The organism is Clavibacter zhangzhiyongii, from assembly GCF_014775655.1.
In the GTDB taxonomy this organism is placed as follows: Bacteria; Actinomycetota; Actinomycetes; order Actinomycetales; family Microbacteriaceae; genus Clavibacter; species Clavibacter zhangzhiyongii.
Window position 1 is genome coordinate 526,321 of record NZ_CP061274.1, and the last position, 15,518, is coordinate 541,838.

The 15,518-nt window shown below is 76.1% G+C and carries 16 protein-coding genes; 13 read left to right on the forward strand and 3 right to left on the reverse strand.

The genetic code is table 11. The features are described from left to right. Positions 1 to 22 precede the first annotated feature (22 nt). Positions 23 to 730, forward strand: a complete 708-nt coding sequence (locus H9X71_RS02665) for a nucleoside/nucleotide kinase family protein (RefSeq protein WP_191148198.1) — start codon at positions 23 to 25, stop codon at positions 728 to 730. Between the two features lie 36 nt (positions 731 to 766). Here the strand turns inward: H9X71_RS02665 and H9X71_RS02670 are convergent, their stop codons facing one another. After that, a complete protein-coding gene (locus H9X71_RS02670; RefSeq protein WP_191148199.1) occupies positions 767 to 1,267 on the reverse strand; it encodes a pyridoxamine 5'-phosphate oxidase family protein in 501 nt (166 codons plus the stop codon). A 64-nt stretch (positions 1,268 to 1,331) separates the two neighbouring features. Here H9X71_RS02670 and H9X71_RS02675 point away from each other — a divergent pair, with 64 nt between their 5' ends. After that, positions 1,332 to 2,297 carry a DNA-3-methyladenine glycosylase family protein gene (locus tag H9X71_RS02675; RefSeq protein ID WP_191148200.1) on the forward strand — a complete coding sequence of 322 codons (966 nt, stop codon included), beginning with the start codon at positions 1,332 to 1,334 and terminating at the stop codon, positions 2,295 to 2,297. A 24-nt stretch (positions 2,298 to 2,321) separates the two neighbouring features. Here H9X71_RS02675 and H9X71_RS02680 read toward each other — a convergent pair whose 3' ends face one another. Beyond that, on the reverse strand, positions 2,322 to 3,122 hold the full coding sequence (locus H9X71_RS02680; RefSeq protein ID WP_191148201.1) for a DsbA family protein: 801 nt from the start codon (positions 3,120 to 3,122) through the stop codon (positions 2,322 to 2,324). 75 nt (positions 3,123 to 3,197) lie between these two features. On the opposite strand from H9X71_RS02680, the gene H9X71_RS02685 reads away from it, so the two are divergent. The 6 genes from H9X71_RS02685 (at position 3,198) to H9X71_RS02710 (ending at position 7,844) form a co-directional block, all read left to right on the forward strand. Next, positions 3,198 to 4,151 (forward strand): aldose 1-epimerase family protein, encoded by a 954-nt coding sequence (locus H9X71_RS02685; protein ID WP_191148202.1) that lies wholly within the window; start codon positions 3,198 to 3,200, stop codon positions 4,149 to 4,151. Positions 4,152 to 4,249: 98 nt separating this feature from the next. Then, positions 4,250 to 4,699: a VOC family protein gene (locus H9X71_RS02690; protein ID WP_191148203.1), complete on the forward strand. Its 450-nt coding sequence runs from the start codon at positions 4,250 to 4,252 to the stop codon at positions 4,697 to 4,699. Positions 4,700 to 4,797: 98 nt separating this feature from the next. Next, complete coding sequence (locus H9X71_RS02695) at positions 4,798 to 5,265, forward strand: MarR family winged helix-turn-helix transcriptional regulator (RefSeq protein ID WP_191148204.1); 468 nt, start codon at positions 4,798 to 4,800, stop codon at positions 5,263 to 5,265. 75 nt (positions 5,266 to 5,340) lie between these two features. Beyond that, entirely contained in the window at positions 5,341 to 5,991 is a 651-nt protein-coding gene (locus tag H9X71_RS02700) for a hypothetical protein (RefSeq protein WP_191148205.1), read from the forward strand. A gap of 240 nt (positions 5,992 to 6,231) precedes the next feature. Then, complete coding sequence (locus H9X71_RS02705) at positions 6,232 to 6,996, forward strand: YcnI family copper-binding membrane protein (protein ID WP_191148206.1); 765 nt, start codon at positions 6,232 to 6,234, stop codon at positions 6,994 to 6,996. A 65-nt stretch (positions 6,997 to 7,061) separates the two neighbouring features. Next, on the forward strand, positions 7,062 to 7,844 hold the full coding sequence (locus tag H9X71_RS02710; protein ID WP_342355635.1) for a copper resistance CopC family protein: 783 nt from the start codon (positions 7,062 to 7,064) through the stop codon (positions 7,842 to 7,844). Positions 7,845 to 7,918: 74 nt separating this feature from the next. Here the strand turns inward: H9X71_RS02710 and H9X71_RS02715 are convergent, their stop codons facing one another. Continuing rightward, entirely contained in the window at positions 7,919 to 8,821 is a 903-nt protein-coding gene (locus H9X71_RS02715; RefSeq protein ID WP_191148208.1) for a LysR family transcriptional regulator, read from the reverse strand. 171 nt (positions 8,822 to 8,992) lie between these two features. Here H9X71_RS02715 and H9X71_RS02720 point away from each other — a divergent pair, with 171 nt between their 5' ends. The 5 genes from H9X71_RS02720 to H9X71_RS02740 all read left to right on the forward strand — a co-directional run bounded on the left by H9X71_RS02720 (position 8,993) and on the right by H9X71_RS02740 (position 15,509). After that, the gene (locus tag H9X71_RS02720) at positions 8,993 to 12,628 is read left to right on the forward strand and encodes a bifunctional proline dehydrogenase/L-glutamate gamma-semialdehyde dehydrogenase (RefSeq protein ID WP_191148209.1); all 3,636 of its coding nucleotides are present in this window, start codon (positions 8,993 to 8,995) and stop codon (positions 12,626 to 12,628) included. A 127-nt stretch (positions 12,629 to 12,755) separates the two neighbouring features. After that, positions 12,756 to 13,424 carry a hypothetical protein gene (locus tag H9X71_RS02725; protein ID WP_191148210.1) on the forward strand — a complete coding sequence of 223 codons (669 nt, stop codon included), beginning with the start codon at positions 12,756 to 12,758 and terminating at the stop codon, positions 13,422 to 13,424. 85 nt (positions 13,425 to 13,509) lie between these two features. Then, positions 13,510 to 14,172, forward strand: a complete 663-nt coding sequence (locus H9X71_RS02730) for a hypothetical protein (protein WP_244961734.1) — start codon at positions 13,510 to 13,512, stop codon at positions 14,170 to 14,172. A gap of 75 nt (positions 14,173 to 14,247) precedes the next feature. Continuing rightward, positions 14,248 to 14,940 carry a DUF6584 family protein gene (locus tag H9X71_RS02735; RefSeq protein ID WP_191148212.1) on the forward strand — a complete coding sequence of 231 codons (693 nt, stop codon included), beginning with the start codon at positions 14,248 to 14,250 and terminating at the stop codon, positions 14,938 to 14,940. Next, positions 14,937 to 15,509 (forward strand): 4'-phosphopantetheinyl transferase family protein, encoded by a 573-nt coding sequence (locus H9X71_RS02740; RefSeq protein WP_191148213.1) that lies wholly within the window; start codon positions 14,937 to 14,939, stop codon positions 15,507 to 15,509. Before H9X71_RS02735 ends, H9X71_RS02740 begins: the two co-directional genes overlap by 4 nt. Positions 15,510 to 15,518 lie beyond the last annotated feature (9 nt).

Consider the following 15,518-nt stretch of genomic DNA (forward strand, 5'->3'; position numbering starts at 1 on the left):
ACGGCCCCGCGAGACTGGGCGGATGGACATCGAGCCGGGCGCGCGCCCGCACCCCTCCTCCCCACCCGTCGCCGACCTGGACGCCCTGGCGCGCCGCGCGCTCGGCCTCGTCCGCGACGGCAGGCGGGCGATCCTCGCCATCGCGGGCAGCCCCGGCGCCGGGAAGACGACGCTCGCGCGGGCGCTCGTGGCGCGCGTCGACGCGCTCGCGGGCGCGGGCACCGCCGCGTACGTGCCCATGGACGGCTTCCACCTCGCGAACGCCACGCTCGACCGACTGGGGCGGCACGACCGCAAGGGCGCGATCGACACCTTCGACGGCTGGGGCGTCGTGGCGCTCGTCCGCCGCCTCCGCGCTGAGACGGAGCACGCGGTCTACGCGCCGTCGTTCGACCGTGCGGTCGACGAGGGGGTGGCCGGCGCCATCGCGGTGGATCCGGCCGCGCGCCTCGTCGTGGTCGAGGGCAACTACCTGCTGGTCGACGACGGGCCGTGGGCGCAGCTGGCCGCGGAGCTCGACGAGGCGTGGTTCTGCGCGACGCCCGCGGACGACCGGTTCGCGCGGCTCGTCGAGCGGCACACCGCGGGCGGGCGCGCGCCGACCGCCGCCGAGGCGTGGGCGCGCGAGGTCGACGGCGCGAACGCGGTGCTCATCGAGGGCACGCGCGGCCGCGCCGACCTCGTGGTGGACGGCACGGCGGCGGGCGTCCCGGAGGCGCTCGGCCCGTAGCCGCGGCCCCTGTCCGGTCGCCGCGCGCCGTGCGGATCAGAGCTCGACGGTGCCGTGCTCCCCGACGTCCTTCGGACGCTGGCCCGTGATCGCGGCCTTCGCGTACTTGATGAGCGCGACGGGCTTCGGGGTGTCCTGGTACCAGTACTCGGCGGCGTCGGCGTGCACGCGGATCAGCGCGACCGTCGGGTCGTCCTTGCCGCCCTCGAACCACGCCTCCGCGCCGGCGGACCACAGCTCGTCGATGCGCGCCCGGTCGCGCGTGATCTCGGCGGTGCCGGCGATGGAGAGGAACCCGTCGCCGGACTGCAGCGACACGTTCACCTGGTCGCTTGCTCGGATCTCGGCGGTCTTGTCGCTCGGGTCCTGCGTGAAGAACCAGAGGTCGCCGTCGAAGTCACGCTCCTGGCTGGCGAGCGGGCGGCTCACGAGCTGGCCGTGCGCGTTGACGGTGGTGAGGAGGGCGATGCGGGCGCTCTTCACGAGCTCCGCGACGCGCTCGAGGTCGTCCTGGTGGTGGTCCGTGGTGTCGGTCATGCCGTCGACGCTACGCGCGCCCGATGCGGGGAGCGGCGTCGGCGGCCGTGCGTACCCTGAGGGGATGGATCAGGGCGGTGCGGAGGCGACGGCGCCCGACGCGCGCACGACCTACCTCCCCGACCGCGAGGTCGACCTCCGGCTCGTGCTGCGGCCGCTGTTCCGGGGCGTCGTCGATCCGACCTGCCGCTGGGATCCGGCCCCGCCCGGCGCCCGCCGCGTCGGCGTCTGGCGCACGGCCCGCACCCCGCTCGGGAGCGCCTCGCTGCGGCTGGACCCGCGCCCCGACGGCGGCGTCGACGCGCGCGCCTGGGGCCCCGGCGCCGAGTGGGTGGTCGCCGGCGTGCCGGAGCTCCTCGGCGAGGGCGACGACTGGTCCGACCTCGACGTCTCCGCGCATCCGCTCCTCCGCGACGCGCGTCGGCGCCTGCCCGCCCTCCGGCTCATGCGCACCAACCACGTGTTCGAGGCGATGGCGTCGGCGGTGCTCGAGCAGAAGGTCACCGGGCTCGAGGCCCGGCGGGCGTGGCGGCAGCTGATCCTCGCGCACGGCGAGCCCGCGCCCGGTCCCGTCCCGCCCGGCATGCGCGTGCTGCCGTCGCCGGAGCGCTGGCGCCTCATCCCGTCGTGGGAGTGGCACCGCGCGGGCGTCGATCCGAAGCGGTCGCGCACCCTCATCGCCGTCGCGACCTCGGCCGCGGGCCTCGAGCGGACGCTCGCGCTCGGCCGGGGGAGCGACGAGATCACCCGGCGGCTGCGCTCGATCCCGGGTGTGGGGATCTGGACCGCGGCCGAGACCACGCAGCGCGCCCACGGCGATCCGGACTCCGTGAGCGTCGGCGACTACCACGTGCACGACACCGTGGGATGGGCGCTCGTCGGCCACGCGGTCGACGACGACGGCATGCTCGAGCTGCTGGAGCCGTGGCGCGGCCACCGTCAGCGCGTGATGCGCCTCATCGAGGCGAGCGGGTTCCGCAAGCCGCGGTTCGGCCCGCGCATGACGGTGCAGGACCACCGCGCGCACTGAGCGCGGCGGCCCGTCCCGTCGGGATCAGCTGTCGGCGGCGATGCCCTCGGGGAGCTGCGCGCCCGCCTTCGCGAGCGCGTCCACGAGGTCCTGGCCGGCGACGGTCGTGATGATGTCGCCCTGGATCCGCAGGGTCGGCGTGCCCGTGACGCCCGCGGCGCTCGCGTCCGAGGTGTTCTCCGTGATCCACGAGGAGTACTTGCCCTCGGCCACGCACGTGCGGGCGGCGTCCGCCGTCACGCCCTGGGTGGTGAGCCAGGTGACGAAGTCGGCGTGGGTCCACGAGTCGGTGACGGTGGAGTGGTTGTCGAAGAGCGCGGAGTGCACGGCGGGCCACTTGTCGGGCTCCTCGGCGAGGACGCAGGCGGCGGCGCTGCCGGCGACCTGGCCGTACTTCGTGACGATCTGGATGGGGTGGTAGACGATGCGCACCTGGCCGGTGGCGGCGATCCGGTCGAGCAGCGGGCCGGACTCGGCCTCGTACTGCGCGCAGTGGGGGCACGAGTAGTCCTCGAACACGTCGAGCGTGACGGGGGCGTCGGCGGCGCCCACGCTGACGCCGTGCGGCTCGGTCGCGACGCGCACCTGGTCGCCCGTGGACAGCGGCGCCGTGGTCTCCTGGACGGGACCCGCCGCGCTCGCCGCCTGCGACTGGCCGAGGAGGTAGACGCCGCCGGCGATGGCCGCGATGACGACCACGAGGCCGCCCGCGACGGAGAACTGGGTGATGAGGCGGCGGCGCTTGCGGCGCCGGTCGTCGAGGGCCCTCTCGATGCGTGCCTTCTCGCGGATCGCGCGTACCTTCTCGTTCTCATGCCGGGCCATGCCGACGATCCTAGGGAGCGGCGTGCCCGCGCCCCTGGGAGGCGCCACAGCGCCCGGTGCGGATAGGCTCGGCGGGTGCCCGAAGACGTGTCGTACATCCCCCGCCTCCCCACCGGCCAGCAGCACGAGCTCGTCGCGGAGGTGGACGGCCGCACCCAGCGCATGGTGATCGCGGAGGTCGGCGCCGCGCTCCGCGTGCTCCAGGTGGACGGCACCGACCTCGTCCAGTCCTACCGGGACCAGGCGCGTCCCCCCTTCTGCAGCGGCATCGTGCTCGCGCCCTGGCCCAACCGGATCCGCGACGGCATCTGGCAGCAGGGCGACGTGACGCACCAGCTCGACATCACCGAGGTCGACCGCGAGAACGCGATCCACGGCCTGCTCGAGAACGCGCCGTACCGCCTCGTCGACCGCGACGACGTCTTCGTCACCCTCGCCGCCGACGTGCACCCGCAGCGCGGCTACCCCTTCGCCCTCGAGACCACCGTGCGCTACGAGCTCACGGGCTCCGGCGTGCGGGTGACCCACGGGATCCGCAACGTCGGCGAGGCGGACGCCCCCGTCGCCGTCGGCACGCACCCCTTCCTCCGCGTCGGCGACGTGCCGACCGAGGACCTCGAGGTCGTCATCGACGCGCCCACCCACATCGAGGTGGATCCCGTCCGCCTCAACCCCACGGGCGCCCAGACCCCGGTCGAGGGCACGCGCTACGACCTCCGCGGCGGCGTCCGCGTGCGCGACGCGCAGCTCGACGACGCGTGGGCCGACGCCCGCGTGGTCGACGGCGTCACCCGCCACGGCGTGCAGGCGCCCGACGGTCGGCGCACCGAGATCTGGGCCGACGGCGAGTTCACCTACTGGCAGGTGTTCGTGACGCCGTGGTATCCGGTCGCCGACGGCCACGTGTGGGCGGTCGCGGTCGAGCCGATGACGGCGCCGGCCGACGCCTTCAACTCGGGCGACGGGCTCATCACGCTCGAGCCCGGATCCGAGTGGTCCGGCACCTGGGGCATCGACCTCCACGACTGATCCGGGTCGGGCGGGCCGCGCCTGACCGCGACCTGGGAGCAGTGGTCGGAGAACGAACCGGCCCGGGCGCGGCCGGCGCACCGTCCTAGCGTCGGACCATGACCGACGACACCGCGACCACCGCTCCCCTCCGCAGCATCACGGGCGTGCACCACGTGCGCCTCTCCGTGTCCGACCTGGCACGCTCGCGCGCCTTCTACGAGGGGGTGCTCGGCCTCTCGCCCGCCATCGAGAGCGAGGCGGACCCGAGCGACCCGGGCGTCCTCGATGACCCGTCCGTCTTCTTCGGCGGCGTGGTCTACGGGGTCGGCGACCAGCTCCTCGGCCTCCGCCCCGTGGCGGGAGACGGCGGCACGTTCGACCCCGCGGTCCGCGGCCTCGACCACGTGAGCCTCGCGGTCCCGTCGCGCGACGACCTCGTGACGGCCGCCGCGCTCTTCGAGGCGGAGGGGATCGAGCACGGCGAGGTCATGGACCTCGAGGGCATGTCGATCCTGTCCGTGCAGGACCCGGACGGCATCAACGTCGAGCTCGTCGCCGCGGGCTGATCCGACGCCCGCCTGCGGCGTCAGCCGTATTTCCCCGCTTGCGTAACATCTATCCGGTGTACTGAGCGGTACGACGAGGGACGGCCGAGGAGGACGGGATGACGACGGATCCGCTGGCGCTCGAGAGCCAGGTCTGCTTCCAGGCGGTGGTGGCCGCGCGCACGGTGGTGGCGGTCTACCGGCCGATCCTCGAGCCGCTCGGCCTCACGCATCCGCAGTACCTGGTGATGCTCGCCCTCTGGGAGCGCGACGACCGCTCCATCTCCGAGCTCGGCGTCGCGCTGCAGCTCGAGCCCGCGACCCTCACCCCGCTGCTCAAGCGCCTGCAGGTGGCCGGCTTCGTCGACCGCACGCGCAGCACGGCGGACGAGCGCGTGGTCGTCGTCTCGCTCACCGAGACGGGGCGGGACCTGCGCGCCCGGGCCCTCGACGTGCCCGCCCGGGCGGCGGCGCGAACCGGCCTGAGCGTCACCGAGCTCGAGGCCGTGAGCGACATGCTCAACGACGTGATCGGGCGGCTGAACGGGTCGCTCGCGGCAGCGGACGCGGAGGGACGCGCCGCCTGACCGGGGCGCGTCTCCGGGGCCGGCCCGGGCGCCCGCCGCCGCGTCCTCCCGGGCCGGTCATCTACACTTCCGTCGATGCCTGCCCCGACCCCGATCGCCCCGCGCGTCCAGCGCGTGATCCGGGGGCTCGCCGCATCCACCACCGCCACGTTCGTGGCCGCCCTCTTCCACGAGGCCGGAGGCGGGGCCGCGCCGTCCTGGGCCGTCGTCGCGTTCGGGCTCGCGCTCGCGTCGCTGGCGGCCATCGCGCTCGCCGGATCCCGCGCCTCGCTCTGGCGCCTCACCGCGGCTGTCGGCGTCAGTCAGCTGCTGTTCCACGGGCTGTTCACGGCGGCGGGCGACGCGTCGGGCGCGGTCGTCGCGGGGGATCCGCACGCGGGCATGGCCGGGCACGGCGCGCTGCCGTCCGCCCTGCCGGGCACGGGCGCCGCGACGGCCGGCGGGGCGTCCGCGCTCGACGCCGGCATGCTCGTCTCGCACGCCGCGGCCCTCGTGCTGACGGTGCTCGCGCTCCGGCACGGCGAGTCCGCCCTCCGTGCGCTCGGCGCCGCCGCGGGCCTCCGGGTGGTGCTCGCGCTCGCGATCCCGTTCCTCCGACCCGAGGGCCGGCGCACCGCCGCGCTCACCCGCGTCGAGCGGGCGCCGATGCCGCTGCGCGACCTCCGCGCCCGCATCGGCCGGCTGCGCCACCGCGGACCGCCGCGCCGCGTCGCCCTCGCCGCCTGACGCGCCGGCCGGTCCCCGCGACCGCCCGCGCCTCGGCGGCATGACCCGCCCCGGCGCGACCCGCCCGGGTGCGGGTCGCGGATCCCGCCGCCGCGGCCGGACCCGCCGCCCTCCCGCGACCCCGTCGCGCCGCGGCCGCGATGCCCCGCGCATCCGCCGCCCCTCACCCTCCGCACCGGACGTCGGCACCGCCGCGTCCGCCCCCGGGGCCGCCCCGCGCGGCCCGGAACAGGACATGCCATGACCACCTCATCCACCCCCGCCCCGCGCCGGATCCTCCGCGCGGCCACCGCGCTCGTCGGCGGCGTCGCGCTCGCCGTGGCCCTGCCGCTCGCGGCCTCGGCGCACGTGCGCGTCTCGCCCGACCAGGCCGCGGCGGGCAGCTACAGCACGCTGACGTTCAAGGTCCCGACCGAGTCCGCGACCGCGACGACCACGAGCGTCACGGTCGACCTGCCGAAGGGCACCCCCTTCTCCAGCCTCTCCACGGAGCCGGTCCCCGGCTGGACCGCGAAGGTCACGACGGAGCGGCTCGACACCCCCGTGGAGACGGACGACGCGACCATCACCGACGCGCCCATCGAGGTCACCTGGACCGCGGACGACGGGGTGGGGCTGAAGGCGGGCGAGTTCCAGCGCTTCACGATCTCGGTCGGCCCCGTGCCCGAGACCGGCAGCATCATGCTGCCCGCCCACCAGGGCTACTCGGACGGCTCGGTCGTCGACTGGGACGAGGCGACGCCGGCGTCCGGCGAGGAGCCGGAGCACCCCGCGCCCACGCTGTACGTGCAGGACGCGCCGCCCGCCGACTCCATGGGCTCGATGACCACCACGGCGCCCGACGCCTCCGCCGCGGCGACGACCCCGGCGCCCTCCACGGATGCCGCGAGCGGTGCGGTCGCGGTCGGCCTCGGCGTCGGGGGCCTCGCCCTCGGCGCGGTCGCGCTCGTGGTCGCGGTGTTCGCGCTCACCCGCGTGCGCCGCGAGGGCGGCGGCCAGGCGTGACGCCCGGGGATCGGATCCGCCGGCCCTCGCGCCGCGCCGCCACCGGACGCCACCCGCTCGCCCGGGTGGCCGCCGCCCTCGCCGGCACCGCGCTCGCGACCGCCGCGGTGGCGCTCGCGGGCGTGGCCGGGGGGAGCGGGCCGGACGGCGCGCTGTCGGCGTCCGCGCACAACTACCTCGTGTCCAGCTCGCCCGCGGCGGGGTCGACGATCGACGCCCCGCCGTCCGAGGTCACGCTGACGTTCAACGACGTGATCCTCGACCTCGGCACCCCCGGCGACCCCGCCTCCGCGGGCGCGACCCCGGCCGTCGGCGGCTCGTCGATCGTGCAGGTCACGGGCCCGGGCGACCAGGGCACGCACTTCGAGACCGGCTGCGCGACGGACGCCGGGCGCACCGTCTCCGTGCCGGTCGCGCTCGGCGGCTCGGGCGAGTACCGGGTGACCTGGCGCGTGGTGTCGGCGGACGGGCACCCCGTCTCGGACTCGATCGCGTTCACGTACCAGGCGCCCGCGGGAGCCGCGGCCTCGGCCGGCACCGCCGACGGGCCGGGCTGCGCGGCGGCGGCGGGCGGGTCGGCCGGGTCCGGCGCGTCGTCGGGATCCGGGACCGGCGGGACCGCGGGATCCGGCGCGGAGGGCTCCGACCCGTCCGCCGCCGACCCGGGCACCGCGGCCGGCCAGGAGGAGGGCGTCGCGCCCTACCTCGGCGTGGTCGTGGGCGTGGGCATCGGCATCGTCGTGCTCGCGGCGGCCGCCGTGGTGCTGATCGTGGTGACCGGGCGGCGGAAGCCGGCCGGGGCGACCGCGCCGGGGCCCGACGCGGGAGACGGGCCGCCCGCGGACTGAGCGCCGCGAGGCGGCCGCGCATGCGGACGGTGGGCCCGGATCCTCGCGGATCCGGGCCCGTCGTCGTCCGGGGCTCAGCCCGCGCCCGGCCCCATCGTCTCGACCGCGCGCGCCAGGGCGTCCCGGCAGGCGCGGATCCCCGGGCGGTCGAGGCTGCCCACGCGCGACGACGTGAACACCGTGCGCCGCGGCGAGCCCGGCAGGCCGATGAGCCGCACGTCGGGCTCGCGCCCCGCCCACACGAGGTCCGGCAGCACGGACGCGGCGTGCCCGCCGCGCACGAGGTCGATGTGGGCCTGCAGGTCGGCCGTCACGTACCGCACGTCCGGCTCGAAGCCCGCGACGCGGCACACCTGCTCCGCGAAGTGGCGCGAGGCTGTGCCCGCGGGTTCCATCACCCACGGCAGGCGGCGGGCGTCGGAGATCGAGCGCACGTCGTCGCGGCCGGGCGGGAGGCCGAGGCGGAGCGGATCCACGCACAGCTCCTCGCGGTCGAGGTCGGCCGGCCGGGGCGCCGCGTGCGCCGGGTACTGCTCGGCGATGACGAGGTCGTGGTCGCGCGCCCACACGTCGTGGAGGCCCGACTCGGGCTCGCGCATCGTGATCTCGACGCGCAGGTCGGGGTAGTCGTCGCGGAGGATCGTCAGCGCCGGCGGCACCAGCGCGAGCAGCGCGGACTGGAACGCGGCCACGCGGATGGTGCCGGAGACGTTCGCGAGCGATGCGTTGACCTCGGTCTCGGCGCGCTCCAGCCGCTCGAGCAGCGCGGTCGTGTGCTCGACGAGGATCTCGGCCTGCGGCGTGAGCACCACCCGCCGCCCGACCCGGCGCAGCAGCGTGACGCCCGCCTCCCGCTCCAGCTGGGCGAGCTGCTGCGACACCGACGACGGGCTGAACGACAGCGCGTCGGCGACCGCGCCGATCGTGCCGCGGAGCTTGAGCTCGCGCAGGAGCCGCAGCCGTCGCATCTCGAGCACGTGCGCCTCCCGCGGATCCGGCCGTCGCGTGGAATCATCGGCAGGGCCGCACGATGATCATCGGAAACGTTCAGCGCATCCGATGAGAGCATGGTCGCACACTGGGAGGACGCGCCCGCAGCGCGGCCGACGACGGGGCTCCTGGCCCGACCCGAGACGAAGAGGCTCCGCATGACCGCCGACACCGCATCCGCATCCGACACCGCCGCCGTGCCGACCGCCGGCCACGACCGCGAGGAGCTCGCCGACCGGGCCGTCGAGCTCGTGCGCACCTGGCTCGCCGAGGCGGCCGAGCACCCCGCCGACCCGTCCGCCGAGCGCCTCGCCGGCGTCCTCAAGGACGAGAACGGCCTCGCCTTCACCATCGGCTTCGTCGACCGGGTCGTCCGCCCCGAGGACCTGCCGGTCGCCGGCAACAGCCTCGCCGCGCTCACGTCGAAGACCCCCGGCTTCCTGCCCTGGTACATGCAGGGCGCGATCCGCGCGGGCGGCATCCTCGGCCCGGTCCTCCCGCAGGTGGTCGTGCCGGTCGCGCGCCGCGTGCTCCGCGAGATGGTCGGGCACCTCATCGTCGACGCGACGAGCGACAAGCTCGGGCCGGCCATCGAGAAGCTGCGTGAGGGCGGGTCCCGCCTCAACCTCAACCTCCTCGGCGAGGCGGTGCTCGGCGAGAAGGAGGCCGCGCGCCGCCTCGCGGGCACGCGCGAGCTGCTCGCCCGCGACGACGTGGACTACGTCTCCATCAAGGTGTCGAGCGTCGTCTCGCAGCTGTCGATGTGGGCGTTCGACGAGGCCGTCGAGAAGGTCGTCGAGCGGCTCACCCCGCTCTACGAGCTGGCGTCGGAGGCCGCGGCGCCGAAGTTCATCAACCTCGACATGGAGGAGTACAAGGACCTCGACCTCACCATCGAGGTGTTCACGCGCGTGCTCGACCAGCCGCAGCTGAAGGACCTCGAGGCCGGCATCGTGCTCCAGGCCTACCTGCCCGACGCGCTCGCGGGCCTGCAGCGGCTCACCGCGTGGGCCGAGGAGCGGCGCGCGGCGGGCGGGGCGCCCATCAAGGTCCGCATCGTCAAGGGCGCGAACCTCGCGATGGAGCAGGTCGACGGGCGGATGCACGACTGGCCCGTCGCCACCTGGGCCACCAAGGAGCAGACCGACACGCACTACAAGCGCATGCTCGAGCACGCGCTGCAGCCGACCGCGGCCGACGCCGTGAAGGTCGGCGTCGCCGGCCACAACCTCTTCGACGTCGCCTACGCGTGGCTGCTCGCCGAGGAGCGCGGCGTCACCGACCGCATCGAGTTCGAGATGCTGCTCGGCATGGCGACCGGCCAGGCCGAGGCCGTGAAGCGCACGGTGGGCGGGCTGCTGCTCTACACGCCCGTCGTGCACCCGACCGAGTTCGACGTGGCGATCTCGTACCTCATCCGCCGCCTGGAGGAGAACGCGAGCCAGGAGAACTTCATGTCGGCCGTGTTCGAGCTGAGCACGTCGAGCGCGCTGTTCGCGCGCGAGGAGTCGCGGTTCCGCTCGTCGCTCGCCGCGGTCGACGACGCGATCCCGGCGCCGAACCGCACGCAGGACCGCCGGTTCCCGCCGGAGCTCGACGACGTGGATCCGCTCGCCGAGCCCGAGACGCCGGAGGAGCCCGAGGAGGAGGTCGACCCGCAGCTCACGAGCGTGGTCATGGGCTTCACGCGCGGCTCCCTGCTGACGCCCGACGCGCTCGTCGACCCCGACGCCTCCACCACGCCGTTCCGCAACGCGGCCGACACGGATCCGGCGCTGCCGACGAACCGCGCCTGGGGCCGCGAGATCCTGTCGCGCGTCGCCGCCTCGCAGCTCGGCGTCGCGACCATCGACGCCGCGCGCATCGACTCCACCGACCAGCTCGACGACATCATCGACGGCGTGCGCACCGCGGCCGCCGCCTGGGGCGCGCGCTCCGGCGACCAGCGGGCCGCGCTCCTGCACCGCGTGGGCGTCGCCATCGAGCGCAACCGCGCGCGCCTCATCGAGGTCATGGCGTCGGAGACCGGCAAGACCATCGCGGAGGCCGACCCCGAGGTCAGCGAGGCCGTGGACTTCGCGCACTACTACGCCGAGCGCGCCCGCGACCTCGACCGCGTGCAGGGCGCCCGGTTCGTGCCGTCGCGCGTCACCGTCGTGGCGCCGCCCTGGAACTTCCCCGTCGCGATCCCCGCGGGCAGCATGCTCGCGGCCCTCGCCGCCGGCAGCGGCGTGGTCGTCAAGCCCGCCGGCCAGGCCCGCCGCTCCGGCGCCGTGCTGGTCGAGGCGCTCCGCGAGGCCGGCGTGCCGCGCGAGCTCCTCGCGCTCGTCGACGCCGGCGAGGCCGAGTTCGGCGAGCACCTCATCTCGCACCCGTCGGTCGACCGCGTGATCCTCACGGGCGGCTACGAGACCGCCGAGGTCTTCCGCTCCTGGCGCTCCGACCTGCCGCTCCTCGCGGAGACCAGCGGCAAGAACGCGATCATCGTCACGCCCAGCGCCGACCTCGACCTGGCCGCGGCCGACGTCGTGAAGAGCGCGTTCGGCCACGCCGGCCAGAAGTGCTCGGCGGCGAGCCTCGTGATCCTCGTGGGCTCGGTCGGGAGGTCCCGCCGGTTCCTCACGCAGCTCACCGACGCGGTGTCGTCGCTGCGCGTGGGATACCCGCAGGACCCGACGACGCAGATGGGCCCGATCATCGAGCCGGCCGCGGGCAAGCTCAAGCACGCGCTCACGCAGCTGGGCGTCGGCGAGAAGTGGCTCGTCGAGCCCGAGCAGATGGACGAGACCGGCCGCCTCTGGTCGCCGGGCGTCCGCGACGGCGTGAAGCCCGGGTCGTACTTCCACCTCACCGAGTTCTTCGGCCCCGTGCTCGGCGTGATGCGCGCGCGGAACCTCGAGGAGGCCATCCGGTTCCAGAACGCGATCCCGTACGGCCTCACCGCGGGCCTGCACAGCCTGGACGCGCGCGAGCTCGACCAGTGGCTCGAGACCGTCGAGGCGGGCAACCTCTACGTGAACCGCGGGATCACCGGCGCGATCGTGCAGCGCCAGCCGTTCGGCGGCTGGAAGCGCTCCTCCGTCGGATCCGGCACCAAGGCCGGCGGCCCGAACTACCTCATGGGCCTCGGCTCCTGGGTCACCGACGAGGGCCGGCACTCCAGCTCGCTGCACCTGCGCGGGCTCGCGCCGCGGGTCACGGAGCTCATCGAGTCGGCGCAGCCCGCGATCCGCTACGAGGACTTCGACCTCGTCCGCCGCTCCGCCCTCAGCGACGCGGTCGCGTGGCACGAGGAGTTCGGCCAGGTGAAGGACCCGAGCGGCCTCGGCGTCGAGCGCAACCTGTTCCGCTACCGGTCGCTGCCCGTCACGGTGCGCCTCGACGAGTCGGGTGCCCTCGCCGACCTGCTGCGCGTGCTCGCGGCCGGGCGCCTCGCGTACGCGGAGATGCACGTGTCGGTGCCGGGGATCCTCCCGGCCGGCCTCGGCCAGGTGCTCGACGACCTGCCGAGCGTGCACGTGACCATCGAGACGGACGACGCGTGGCTCGCCCGCGTCGCGGCCGACGGGATCGCGACGGAGCGCGTGCGGCTCGTCGCCGACCCCGCCACGCGGATCGCCGAGGCGCGCGCCCTCTCGGACGCGCTGCGCGGCACGCCCGACGTCGCCGTCTTCGCCGACGAGGTCACCGCGGCCGGCCGCGTCGAGATGCTCACGTTCCTGCGCGAGCAGGCGATCAGCATCACGGCCCATCGCTTCGGCAACCCGGACGACTGGAGCGAGGCGGTCATCTAGCCGACCGCGATCGAGGTCCGCGCGCTCGCGGCCCCGGAGATCGAGCCGCCCGGCCGCGGCCAGGGCGCGCGGACCTGAGCGCCGGTCGGCGTGCCGGCGTGCCCATCCGAGCTGACAGCATGGGCGCATGCACGAGACGGAGGCCGTCGCCCGCGCCCGAGCGATGTGGGACGCGGGGCGGCGTCGGGAGGCGACCGCGTCGCTCGTGGACCGGGTCCGCAGCCACCCCCGCGAGGAGGTCGCGCGCCTCACGCTCGCGGGCTGGTACCGCGAGCTCGGGGCACCGGATCAGGCGGGCCGCTGGGGCATCGCGACGCCGGGCTGGACCACCGCGCCGGAGCGCGACCGGCTGGCGCGCATGATCGCGACGTCCGGGCACCGCGGGGACGGGATCCTCCGGTTCCTCGACCTGCCCGAGCGGGACGTCCCCGCGGACGTGGCCGAGCTGCTGCCGCTGGTGGAGCGCCATCGGGAGCGGTACGCCCGCGCCGGGGTGCCGATCGCCGAGGTCGCGCCGCCCGCCGATCCCCGACACGAGGTCGCCGTCGGGCTGTGCGTCGGCGCCGGGGCGGTGTTCGCCGTGGGGATGCTCCTCGCGGGGATCCTGTCCCTCTTCGGCGTGGCCGTGGTCGGCGTCGCGCGCTGGACCGGCGTGGTGGCGCTCGTCCTGCTGAAGCTCGCCGTGATCGCCGAGGGCACGCGCCCGCGGCCGGGCCGGCGGTGGATCACGGCGCTCGCCTTCGTCGTGGCCGTGGCGCTGGCCTTCGCCTACTGGGGCCTGGCGCGGATCGCGTAGCGGGGAGCGCCGGGGTGCTCGCGCAGGAGGTCCTGCGCCGGGGATGATCCGCGCGCGGCCCGCTGGGATCCGCGACCCTGGGCGCATGCAGCGATCCGAGGTCGTCGACCGCGCCCGGACGCTGTGGGACGCCGGACGGCGGCGGGACGCGATCGTCGAGCTGCGCACCCGCGTGCGGCGCGAGCCGGGCGACGCGGTCGCGCGCCTGCTCCTCGCGTCCTGGTACCGCGAGGTCCGCGCCCCCGACCAGGCCGCGCGGTGGGGCATCGCCCTCCCCGGCTGGACCACCCCGCGCGAGCGCGAGCTGCTGGCGCGCCTGATCGCGTCGTCCGGCGTGCGCGACGAGGACCTCGGCCGCTTCCTCGCGCTGCCGGCGGGTGAGCGGCCCGGCGAGCTCGACGAGGTCATGGCGGTCGTGGGCGGCCTCCGCGCGCCCGACGGGTGGCGCGGCGCGAAGCCGCTGCGGCGATCCGACCGGCGGAGCGAGATCGCGCGCACCCTGGGCGCGCTGGGCGTCGTGGTGCTCGCGGGCGCCCTGCTCGTGTCGGGGCTCGTGGCGCTGGTCGGCGACGGCGCGACGCCCCCGGCGCGGGGCGGCGTCGCCCTGGCCCTCGCGCTGCTCGCCGCCGCCGCGCTCGTGGAGGGGACCCGTGCGCGCGCGGGCTGGTGGTGGGTCGGGCCGTCGGCGGTCGCGCTCGCGGCGGTGCTCGCGGCGGCCGCCGCGGCGCTCGCGCGGCTCGCCGTCTGACGCGTGCGGTGGCACCCGGGCGTCCGGCGGCGCGCGCCGGATGCGGACGCGCCGCCCGCCTGCCACGATGAGCGGATGGACGAGGCCGGGGCGATCGCGCGCGCCACGGCGATGCGGGAGGCCGGCGAGCGCGCGAAGGGGATCCAGTCCCTGCGGTCGCGCGTCGAGGCGCATCCGACCGAGAGGTCCGCGCGGCGCCTGCTCGCCGAGTGGTACCGCGACGACGGCACGCACGACCAGGCCGGCCGCTGGGGCATCGTGCTCCCCGGCTGGACCACCACCTACGAGCGCGACCGCGCCGCGCGCCTGTTCGCGGCGTCGTACCCCGTGGGCGGCGACGTGCGCGCGTTCCTGCACCTGCCCGCGGGGCCCGTGCCGGAGGACGCGCGGCTGCTGGCGGCGCGGATCCCGGTGCAGCGGGAGCTGCTGTCCCGCCGGGCGCAGCCGCCGATGCCGCCGCCGCTCCCGGCGCCCCCGGGACCGCTGGACGGGTACGCCCCGGTCGTGGGCATCATCGCCTTCGTGCTCTTCCTCGTCGACGTCGCCCTGACCTTCGGCGGGACGCTCCTCGGCTGGCCGATGGCCGCCGTCACGCGCTGGGTCTCGCTCGGGGTGGTGGTGCTCGCGGCCGCCGCGGTCGTGCTGGGGCTGCTCAACGCCTTCCTCACCCCGGCGCGGCCGACCGCGGAGGAGACGGACGAGGGCGTCGTGCCCGCGGATCCGCCCGACGACGGCGCTCCCGACGCGGGCGCCCCGGGCGGCTCGTGACCCCCGGCGACGTCACGGTCGCGCGCGTGACGGTCGACGCGTCGGCCGACCGCCCCGCCCGCACCGCCGCCGGCCGCGCGGCCCTCCGCGAGCTGGCCGCGGAGCTGGTGGGCGCCCGGCCCGACGAGGTGACGATCCGCGCCCGCTGCGCGACCTGCGGCGGCGCGCACGGGCGGCCGGTGCCCGGCGGATCCTGGGCGCTCGACAGCCTGCACGCGAGCGTCGCGCACGCGGGCGACGCGGTGGTGGTCGCGGTGAGCGCCGAGGGGCCGATCGGCATCGACGCGGAGCCGCGCGACCGCGAGGCGCCTCCCGGGACGACGCTCGCCGACTGGGTGCGGATCGAGGCGGTGCTGAAGGCCGACGGGCGCGGCCTCCGCGTCGAGCCGGAGCGCGTCCGGTTCGCGGACGACGCGTGGGGGACCGTCGCGTGGATCGACGGCGAGCCCGCGCGCTACCGCGTCCTGGACGTCGCGCTGGCGCCCGACCTCGTGGTCACCGTCGCCCGCCGTGCGCGGCGCGCCGGTGTGGAGCCGCTCACGGTCGAGATCCGCGTGCTCGACCGCTGAACGGGACGC